Below are 7,685 nucleotides of genomic sequence, written 5' to 3'. Positions count from 1 at the left end.
CAAGCGCTTGCACTCCGCGTTGGGGTATCGTTCTCCCATCGAGTTCGAGGCACAATGCGGCTAACCAGTCGGTGTCCACTTTTGCGTAGGAACTCCGACGTCCCCCCCATTTTGAGTAGCACATAGGTTTGGAGTCCAATCCCCCTACTGATGGAGATTGGACGTGAAGAAGCGATTTACAGAAGAACAAATCATCGGGTTCCTGCGCGAGGTCGAAGCGGGCATGCCGGTGAAGGAGATGTGCCGCAAGCACGGTTTCAGCGAGGCTTCGTACTACCTCTGGCGTAGCAAATTCGGTGGCATGAGCGTGCCCGACGCCAAGCGGCTGAAGGAGCTGGAGACGGAGAACGGGCGACTGAAGAAGCTGCTGGCCGAGCAGCTGCTTGAGAACGAAGTGATCAAGGATGCCCTGCGAAAAAAGTGGTGAACGCACCGGCGCGGCGCGAGCTGGTGCGGCAGATGGTCGACAAGGGGTTGAGCGAGCGGCGCTCGTTGGCGGTCGCGGGCATGAGCGCCAGCGCGTATCGCTATGCAACGCGACCGGATCGTGACGCTGAACTCCGGCAACGAATTCTGACTCTGGCGCAACGGCACAAGCGTTACGGCGTCGGCATGATCCATCTGAAGCTTCAACAGGCCGGGTTGCTCGTGAACTACAAGCGCGTGGAACGGCTGTATCAGGAAGCGGAGCTGCAGGTGCGTCGACGCAAGCGGAAGAAGGTGCCCGTTACCGAGCAGCAGCCGTTAGCTCGACCGACGACCGCCAACGAGGTCTGGTCGATCGATTTTGTGTTTGATCGCACGGCTGCACGAAGGCCTTGATAGGCGATGAAGGATTTGTGCCTAAATACTCATCCAAGCGGAGACCTACGCCACCGCTCAATTCAAGCGTCAGCCGTCTTTCATCTCGTCTGAATCTCTCCTGACACCACGCTGTCAGCAGGTCTGCTGGAGACTCTTTGACGGCGCCGTGTCGAAGGTGATGCAGCGTGACCCGTCAACAATCGCTTGGGACAAGGCCTGGACTCCGATTGGGAGCCCTCAAATCTCTCACTTCGACCGAAAGGAAACCGTATGAACACCCTCGATATTGCCAACAAACTGGTGGACCTCTGTAAGCAAGGAAAGAACGATGAGGCGAAGGCGTTGTACGCTTCCGACGCTGTAAGCGTAGAAGCGATTGCGATGCCAGGCGCAGAACAAGAAGCAAGAGGCCTTGCCGCCATCAAGGCGAAAGGCGAATGGTGGAGCGCCAATCACGAAATCCATTCGGCCTCTGTCACGGGTCCTTGGCCCCATGGCAATAGGTTCGTCGTCGGATTTCAATACGACGTAACGAACAAGCCCTCCGGCCAGAGAATGAAGATGGACGAAGTCGGACTCTTCACCATTCAGGATGGAAAGATCGTACGCGAGGAGTATTTCTACGCGGGTGGAGCGTAAGTGGCAGAATCCGCCCGCCTGAAGATCGGTTGTGTCTCAGCGACCGCCGCCTAACCCTTCCTTCAAGCGGATCCGCCTATGGCGGTCCGCTTAATTCGCGCGTTAGGCCATAGCCCCTAATCGTTCAACCGAAGGAAGCCAATGCCCACGACCGTAACACTTGAGCGCTTCATCGCACGTGTTGAAGAAAATGCCCATGCCGAAGCATGCGAGGAGTTCTATACCGCAGACTCTTCGATGCAAGAGAACCAATCGCCTCCGCGGGTTGGAAGAGACGCACACGTGACCAACGAACACAAGATCATGGAGCGAGCCAAGTCTGTATGGTCGAAGTGCGTTCGCCCGGTCTTCGTGAACGGCGACAGAGTCGTCATTCGCTGGATCTTTCACTTCGATTGGGCCGACGGCACGGTCACACATATGGAAGAGCTCGCGTACCAGCGCTGGGAGGGTGAACGAATCGCGGAGGAGACGTTCTTCTATGATCCAGCCCAACGCGTTCCCAAGAAGGTCTAAAACCTGGCTTTGGGCCCTACCCTTCCAGAAGAGTTCTTTGAGCTACAAAATCGGTTTGCCGGTGAGTTCATTCAGAAGCTTGTCAACTATCGAATCGCTGTGGCGTGTGTTTTCGACGTTGGTAGATCGTTTAGCGAGCGCTTTGGCGAGTACATCGGCGAGGCGAAGCGAGGTCGCCAATTCCGATCATTTGCAGACGAAAGTGAAGCCGTCGATTGGTTGGAGGAACAATGAGAGCATCAGCGCCAACGCCTGACCCTTCCTTCAAGCGGCCCCACCTCCAGCGGTCCGCTTGAAGGAAAGGCTAGATTGCAAAGGAGAATTGCTGTGACACCCGCTGAAGCAATTACCTTCGTCCGGAAGCACGGCATCGTTCTAGAATCGGCCAACGGCCAAGTTCCCTCGCTCGTTCAGGCAATCACTGGCGATAAGATCAGCGGCAGCTGGTGGACTCATCCTCGCGGCAAGGAAATTTTTCAGATCACGCGTCTTGTTCATGAGTCTGATCAAGTTCTTGTGTGCCGCCTCATCTCTGGCAAAGTCACGCTTGTGCATCGGCGGTTATGGCCTGCCCTGGTTCGCTGTGCCGGGCACTTCCGCCCGGAACAGATTGCGCAACTCGTTGAGCAGCACACGGCGTCAGGCAAACATGTCACAGAAGCGATACCCTTTCCGAACTGGGTGCCAAACGATATTGCTACCCTGGCAAGCACTCTTGATGAGGCATTGGCATTGGATACGCTGAAGTCAATCATCCAGGGAGATACCCATGCAACCTGACAACTCATTCCAGCAGAACAAAACGATCTTGCGCGCTGCTTGATTCAGGCATTGCGCATCACTGGAATATTTTATGAGGAGCTACTCAAATGAAGCATCTAGTCACGATTGCCTGTCTGCTCACAGCAATGTGCTTTTACGCTCTTGGCTTTTCCTCGGGTGCTGCTGTGTTTACTGCAGTAGGCCTTCTCGCTGAAAGCTTTTTCTGGTTTCGGCTTTTTCGTCGTAATCCTCAGCCGCTATCAGCTCCGGCCAAGCAGATTTGAAGACATTCACGGGGTCTTGTCACTGCGGCGCGGTGCGCTTCGAAATCGCATCCGACTTTCCGGAGCTCACGACCTGTGACTGTTCCATCTGTCGGCGCAAGAATGCACTCATGGTCAAGGTCCACGAGAGCCAGTTCAAACTCCTCGCAGGCGCTGAGTCATTGACTCAGTATCAGTTCCATACGTTTACTGCGACACACTACTTCTGCAAAGTCTGCGGTATCTATCCCTTTCACAGGAAACGGATCGCGCCAGATTTTTTTGGCATCAACGTATTCTGCCTTGAAGGTTTTGATACAACAGGCATTCCCGTTCGGGCAACCGTTGGCGCGGGCATGCCGTGACGTTGATTACCCCGGAAAACCCACCACCACTTCACTCATCTGCAGCACCGGCGCGAGGTCGGTGTAGTTGGCGATGTCGGCGAGAATTTCCTTGGCGTGTGGGCCAAAACCGGCCTGAAAGGTCTCGGCGGATTCGCTGAAGATGTGGCACATGCCGACATACGTGGCCGGTGCATCGGGTGCGCCACCGTTGATGCCCTTGTCGACCGTGTAGTACTTGCAGCTGTCGCCCATCAGGCGCTTGACCAGCGGCATGTGCTTGTCTTTGTAGTAAGTGTGGTCGAACCGTGCACCGGGAACGTTGGGATACATCACACTGACCTTGACCATTGCCTGTCTCCTGTTGATGACTTTCGTGGTGAAACGGATTCGCTGAACTCAGAATCGGCCGTCTTTCTGCAGCTGCGCAATCTCTTCATCGGTGAAGAGGCGCGAGCGGGTGAGGAAGCGCATGCCTTCACTATTGTCGAGCGAGAACATGCCGCCGCGCCCCTCGACGACGTCGATAATCAGCTGGGTATGCTTCCAGTATTCGTACTGCGACGGACTCATGTAGAACGGCGCACCGGCGATCACGCCGAGCTGCACGTCACGATCGCCGACAATGAAGTCGTCTTGCGGATAGCACATCGGCGAGGAGCCATCGCAGCAGCCACCGGATTGATGGAACAGCACCGGACCATGCTTTTGCCGCAGCCGCTCGATCAATGCATCAGCCGCCGCCGTAGCGAGGACCTTCTCGACTCGTTTCTCGGTCGTTGTCTCGATGGATTGAACGTCAGACATGGCTGTCTCCTTCATTGGGCTAGAACGTCAGCCGCGCGCCGAGCATGTAGGTGCGATCGGGGCCGGGTTCGAAATAGCGACCGTTGCTGTCGTTGACGATAACCGTACCGATGTAACGGCGATCGGCCAGATTGTCGATGCTGGCGCTGAGCTGCAGTCGCGTTGTCTCACCAAGCGAAAAGGTGTAACTGGTGTCGATGTCGATCAACCCATAGCCTGCCGCATGCTGTGTGTCGGTATCGTTGACGGTGACCGAGCCTACGCCCTGGAGGGTGAGGCCTTCGTGCCAGCCCAGATCGGTACCGTGTTCGAGGCGCAGCGAACCGTAGTTGTCGGGCACGCCAGGTATAGGCGTGCCGGCAGCCACCGCTGTGGTCGGCACCGCGCACGGCGTGGTGGTACAGGTGAAAAACGCACTGCGGAATTCCGCCTGAAGATGAGTGAATCCAGCCGATAGCTGCCAGTCGTTCCCGAGCTGTCCGGTCAACGAAAACTCCAGGCCCTGCCGGCGCGCATCGCCCACATTCTCATAAGTGGCGCGCCCGTTTTCGTTGGTGTCGACGGTGAGTTCGTTGCGTGTGTCGGCACGGAAAGCGGCCGCATCGAATTCCAGCCCGGGCATGATCTGCCACTTGGCACCGAGTTCGAGATTGCGGCTGTACTGCGGCCGCAGGTTGAACGCCAATCCGGGCTGACCGTCGCTGCGATAACCCAGCTCGTTATAGCTCGGCGTCTCGAAGCCCTTGCCATAGCTGGCATACAGGCGCACGGTGTCGGACGGACGAAACTGCACACCAGCCACCGGCGTGGTGGCGGAGTAAGTCACGCGGCCGCTGTCATCGGGATTGGTGGCGGTGATATAAAAATCCTGCTCGTGGAAGTGCACGTCATCGCGGCGAGCTCCCAGCAACAGCGACCAGCGATCGGCAAAGTGCCAGTACCACTGCGCGTACTCATCGACGTTGTCGACATCGTCGTTCTCGTTACGACGCAGTGCGCCGATCACACCCAACTGAGTGATACCGGCACTATTGGTCACGAAGTTGTTGAAGCCAAACCGGCGCTGATGCTGATAGTCGGCACTCAGGCCAAGCACGAACTCGTAGTCGCGGTTGAGCAGATCACCGCTGTGTGTCCAGCGCAGATCCGTGCCGCCGTAATCGGTATCGGGCTGTACCACGCCGCCGGACTGCAGCGGATTTTTCTGGGTTGCCACGGGTATCGCCTGAAACTGCAGAATGCTGCGCTGGCCGTGATAGACCATCGCGCGCAGTTGGTCGTCTTCATCCACCTGCTGTTCGTAGATCAGGCCGAGCTGGGTCTGTTTGGTGCTCTTGCGGGTATTGAACTGGCTGGCTACGGCGGTGGCCTGGCGCGGATCGGCATCGACCTGGGCACGCGTAAGACCCAGTTCGTCCTGCGCGATGGGCTGATAGAAGCGATTCAACACCACAGTTAGCTTGCGCTGCTTGCCTAGGTCGATGCCGAACTTGGCATTGTCCGATTCGCGATGCACGCGGCTGTGCTGGCGATAACCGCCGGAGATGAATTCCGACGCGGCAATGTTGTAGTCGACCGGACCGACAATGCCGCGCGTATCGGCGCTGTAGCGGAACGTATCGTTGCTGCCGCCAGAAAAGCCAAGCGTTGTCTGCGGCACGGTGGTGCCGTCCGCGCTCCACATTTGCACCACACCACCGGCGGCATTGCCGTACAGCACGGAGAACGGTCCACGCAGCACTTCCACGCGATCGGCGCTATCGATATTGAACTGCGAGACCTGGCCCTGCCCGTCCGGCAGCGTGGCCGGGATGCCATCGACATACAGGCGAATGCTGCGCACGCCGAAAGTCGCACGACCACCGAAACCACGAATGGATATCTGCTCATCTTGCGCGTAGTTCTGCCGGTCGCGCGCGATGATGCCGGGTACGCCAGTGAGCGTTTCGGAGAGATTGATACCGGGTTGCGCCGCCGAAGTCGGCTCCACGTTCACCACGGTCAACGCAGCGGGAAGATCGAACGGCGAAATCGCCATGCGGCTGGCGTTGACCTTCACAACCGGCAGTGTGGTGGTTTTGGTATCAGGCGTGGGTGCCTGCGCGGCGTCCTGCGCAAGCACCTGCTGCGAAGCCAGTGCGGCAAAGCAAAGTGCCAGTGCGATTGCCCGATCCAGTCGCAGTGTAACTAACTCTTTCTGCCCGCCTTGATGAAGGCGCATGATGCCCTGCGTCACATCGATCTCCCTTAAGCAAAAGCAAAACCACCGAAGCGCCAGACGTCTCAGTGGTTTCGCATAAACATGGCTCTGCGATCACTTATTATCGATGGGTCCACCACGGTATAGCAGCTTTACCTTGGATTTTGTGGCGTCCTCGAAAGTGAGTGCCTTGTCACCCGCGGGGTAACCGTTCTGCTGCAACAGAAAGGCCATGATCTCCACATAGTCCTCGTGTGCCAGCGTTCCCGGAGATGTCGCAGGCATGTTGTTTGCCACGATGGTAAACACCTCGCTGACGTGGAATTTCGCCTTGGCCGAGGCGAAATTCGGCCCCGTCAATGCAGGACCTGCTCGCCCCTGCAGGGTCGGACCATGGCACATGGCGCAGTAGGTCAGGTACTTTATCTTTCCACTATCGGCCTGGGTCGAAGTAAATAGCGTCGGCGGTGTTGCATCTGTTTTCGCCGACGATTTTTTGGAACCGCAGCGCCGATCAATGCCGCCCTCAACCGCCGACCTTTTCAACATCGCGCTCTTGCCGCGGCTGGATGGCATCGCCACGCCGGCTTGTGCATACGGTGCAAGCAACTTCGCCAACTGGCCTGACTCGGTCATTGCGGCAATCGCTTTCTCGAACTCCATAGCCGCCGGTGCATGCTCTGCGTCATACAGTGCAACGAGGTTGAACTGCGCATGCGGCTCGTCGAGTTCGTGATAGCTGAAACGCGCCGCCTCATGCTTGCCCACCAGATAGTGCACGACCGTCGGCTGCCACAACATCGCCGCATGCACTTTGCGTTTCTCCAGTGCGCTGAGCGCGTCGTCATCGGTTAGATGAATATCTGCATTCACGCCGGGATGATCGACGAAATACAGATTCGGCGTGGTCTGGTAGGTCACGGCAACATCCGTGTTTTTGGGAAGCTGATTCAGCGTAGTCGCCTTGCTACCCTTCGGGGTTACCAGCACGAAACCGGTGTGACCATAAGGTGTGGTAGCCAGCACGCCCGGCGGCGTGGATTTTGAATCAGCATCGACGGGAAAGCCCAGTACCAGCGAACAGGTGGCCTTGGCGAGCTTGCCGAACTCCTTCATGCTGAAACCGTCGTCGTCTCCACCACCGCTGCCATCAAACTCGTGCAAGGCCAGGGTATTGCCTTCCTGAGTGGCAATCGCGTGCGCGAGCCCACTGTCCATTGCTGCGGTCGGACTGCTTTTGTCGATGCAGACGGACAACTCCGCCGCAACGGCGGTGCCGCCGTACAAAAGCACGGCGGCCGATCCGACAAGCCAGGCAAGCTGGCTTTTTTTAAACACCTGTTGCTTCAT

The 7,685-nt window shown here is 57.5% G+C and carries 9 protein-coding genes and 1 pseudogene; 6 read left to right on the top strand and 4 right to left on the bottom strand.

What is annotated here, in order from left to right:
• Nucleotides 1-223 precede the first annotated feature (223 nt).
• The 6 genes and pseudogenes from HDE80_RS14915 to HDE80_RS14885 form a co-directional block, all read left to right on the top strand.
• Nucleotides 224-807 (top strand): annotated as a pseudogene (locus HDE80_RS14915) (transposase); the annotation flags it as partial.
• Between the two features lie 267 nt (nucleotides 808-1,074).
• Nucleotides 1,075-1,443, top strand: coding sequence for a nuclear transport factor 2 family protein (locus HDE80_RS14910; protein ID WP_184672155.1), 369 nt, complete (start codon nucleotides 1,075-1,077; stop codon nucleotides 1,441-1,443).
• A gap of 141 nt (nucleotides 1,444-1,584) precedes the next feature.
• Nucleotides 1,585-1,959 carry a nuclear transport factor 2 family protein gene (locus HDE80_RS14905; RefSeq protein ID WP_184672154.1) on the top strand — a complete coding sequence of 125 codons (375 nt, stop codon included), beginning with the start codon at nucleotides 1,585-1,587 and terminating at the stop codon, nucleotides 1,957-1,959.
• Between the two features lie 327 nt (nucleotides 1,960-2,286).
• Complete coding sequence (locus HDE80_RS14895; RefSeq protein WP_184672153.1) at nucleotides 2,287-2,739, top strand: hypothetical protein; 453 nt, start codon at nucleotides 2,287-2,289, stop codon at nucleotides 2,737-2,739.
• A gap of 89 nt (nucleotides 2,740-2,828) precedes the next feature.
• Nucleotides 2,829-3,005, top strand: a complete 177-nt coding sequence (locus HDE80_RS14890) for a hypothetical protein (protein ID WP_184603417.1) — start codon at nucleotides 2,829-2,831, stop codon at nucleotides 3,003-3,005.
• Between the two features lie 32 nt (nucleotides 3,006-3,037).
• A complete protein-coding gene (locus tag HDE80_RS14885) occupies nucleotides 3,038-3,349 on the top strand; it encodes a GFA family protein (protein WP_345776459.1) in 312 nt (103 codons plus the stop codon).
• A 6-nt stretch (nucleotides 3,350-3,355) separates the two neighbouring features.
• Here the strand turns inward: HDE80_RS14885 and HDE80_RS14880 are convergent, their stop codons facing one another.
• From HDE80_RS14880 to HDE80_RS14865, 4 genes are all read right to left on the bottom strand, one after another.
• On the bottom strand, nucleotides 3,356-3,679 hold the full coding sequence (locus tag HDE80_RS14880; RefSeq protein WP_184672150.1) for an EthD family reductase: 324 nt from the start codon (nucleotides 3,677-3,679) through the stop codon (nucleotides 3,356-3,358).
• A gap of 48 nt (nucleotides 3,680-3,727) precedes the next feature.
• A complete protein-coding gene (locus HDE80_RS14875; RefSeq protein ID WP_184672149.1) occupies nucleotides 3,728-4,135 on the bottom strand; it encodes a DUF779 domain-containing protein in 408 nt (135 codons plus the stop codon).
• Between the two features lie 19 nt (nucleotides 4,136-4,154).
• Nucleotides 4,155-6,356: a TonB-dependent receptor gene (locus HDE80_RS14870; RefSeq protein ID WP_255483779.1), complete on the bottom strand. Its 2,202-nt coding sequence runs from the start codon at nucleotides 6,354-6,356 to the stop codon at nucleotides 4,155-4,157.
• Between the two features lie 93 nt (nucleotides 6,357-6,449).
• Entirely contained in the window at nucleotides 6,450-7,685 is a 1,236-nt protein-coding gene (locus tag HDE80_RS14865; protein ID WP_184672147.1) for a transporter substrate-binding domain-containing protein, read from the bottom strand.

The organism is Rhodanobacter sp. A1T4 (genome assembly GCF_014207185.1).
GTDB lineage: Bacteria > Pseudomonadota > Gammaproteobacteria > Xanthomonadales > Rhodanobacteraceae > Rhodanobacter.
This window is presented reverse-complemented; position numbering and strand designations above follow the sequence as displayed.